1 protein-coding gene is annotated in these 2,109 nt (G+C 44.2%); it reads left to right on the forward strand.

The genetic code is table 11. The features are described from left to right. Nucleotides 1–512: 512 nt before the first annotated feature. Nucleotides 513–1,805: a hypothetical protein gene (locus KDK18_RS05450; protein ID WP_257253765.1), complete on the forward strand. Its 1,293-nt coding sequence runs from the start codon at nt 513–515 to the stop codon at nt 1,803–1,805. The last annotated feature ends 304 nt before the right edge of the window (nt 1,806–2,109 follow it).

Here is a 2,109-nt window from a genome sequence, read left to right on the forward strand (position 1 = left end):
AGCATCAACGACCCAAAGCACGGGCGGGTTTGCAGAAAATAAAAAACGCCAAAAACAAGGAGCAACGAATCAGAGCGATCACTGGCTATTGCGAACAGTTTTCCGGTAGGATCGAACCAAAAGATGAGTAAAATTTCTTTCAATTCCTCGTAACACGGCAACAAGGTAGCTGTCGTCATCGTGTACCTGTTTTTATTGCTTTTTGTCGTTATTTCGGAATTCCATGTCGGCAAATTAAAAACCAAAGACACAGCTTTGCTGAGTATTCCCGGGATGGAGGCCAGACTTGGGAGTCTGCAGATTTAGGCGGGGCACCAGTAGAGAGGACAAAAATCACACCTGACTTTCAGCCCATCAGAAAGCTCCCTGATTCCAGTACTGAGCTAAAGAAGAGCAAGGATCTTCTGAAAGATCTCCTGAAAGGGGCTGATTTAGCACAACAGCGAGCTCTGGCTAAAGCCTGTGGACTGAGCCTTGAGGAACTGAACAAACCTCTTGAGACAAAAAGTCTGTTGCCAGAAACCAATCTAAGTACCTCCGAAATACTAAAGAACCTATGGGAGGAAAAAGATCTGGCCAGTTTTTCCATGGGTGTTTCAATTATCGAGTCGCTGGAGCCAGGAGCATTGGGCTATTACGAGAGCGAAGTTAAACCGATATCGAAGGCATTAAGAAAAATATTATACGACAGCGATGAAAATCAGGTCACTGAACAACTCAAGTTGCTCCATTCAAAAATGATGCTTCAGGGCGGAGCAATCATTGACCTGTGGTTGTACTTAATTGTGAAAACACTGAGAGGCAGTGACTTAATGAAACCTTCGGTCATTCATTTTGCCCTTGAAGTCATGGAATCGGGTTGGTTGGATCCACTGCCGATTTATGAGGGCTCTATTATAGATGCTGCTCGACATCATCAGATGTTGGTGTGTCTGGAAGCTGTCGATGAACTGAAGGCTAAAGCCAGCCAGTGTATAACAAAGTTTTATAGGCAACTATTGTCCAGGGAAAAAAATAGCCAGGTATGGCAGTTGGCTTATAAAGGATTCCAAAAGAGCAAAGGTACTACCCTGCTCGTGACTCATTGTCATGATGGTTTTTCGCCATACCTTGAAAAGAAAATTGCCAGCTCCTCAATGCAACCCGCCTGGACGTTCGAACCTGAGGGCATTCCAAATATAGAGCGAATGCTGGTGCGCCGTCCCGCGTTTCCGAAATTTGTCTCGGACAAGACCCATCACCGTCCGGTGATTATCATGGGACAAGTGGCCTTGCCCGAGGAAGTAATTGATACAAAAGCTGCAGCCCTGCTTCAAATGAGAGCTGAGAAGCGCCCGGAATTAAAGAAGATATTACAAAAAGTCAGTACCTGTAAGGCAACGAGAATACGACATCGTCAAGCTCTGAGAGCATTGAAAATTCCGGAGAGAAATATTGTTGATGCGTCAACGGGCAAATGCAAGCGAGCGATTGTACACGCCTTTTGTCATTATCTTCATGGATTGACAAACTCGCAAGGCGGTAGCTTAACGTTTTGTTGGGCCGCTGCTAACGTTGGGTGCGACACTGGCGAAATGAACGAGTATGGTGCTCATGATCCATCCTCACCACTAGAGCTGTTTGCCATGATGGATGATATTGATAGTTGTTTCATTTTTCAAGATTCTGTTAATAATGCTTGCTTACGGCAGGCACATAACGCCGTTAACGCTCTGGTGCTCAAAAACGATGATATGGACAAAATTGCCGAAGAGTTTATTAACAGCGTGAATCTGAATTCGATTTGTGACGCATTGGATACATGATACCAGTCTGGCCATGATGAGTTTTTCGAGATTGGTCAATTCCTTCCACGGCAACGAACAACTATCAAAATTGAACTTTCGTACTACATAAAGGTCAAATGATTAAACAGTTTCAACTTAATCCTTTATATGGTTGTAGGGAGGTTAACTATGGATGGTCATATTGGTGGAGAAATAAATAAAGCCTTTCGTAATAACGGCGTTCCTGATAATAGCATTCCGGCCAAAAGAGCAAAGCTGGATGAACCCATTGCAAAGGTCTGCTCTGAGGTAACGGCCAAACTCAATCTATCGTCATCTCCGA

This window comes from Endozoicomonas sp. SESOKO3 (assembly GCF_024606255.1).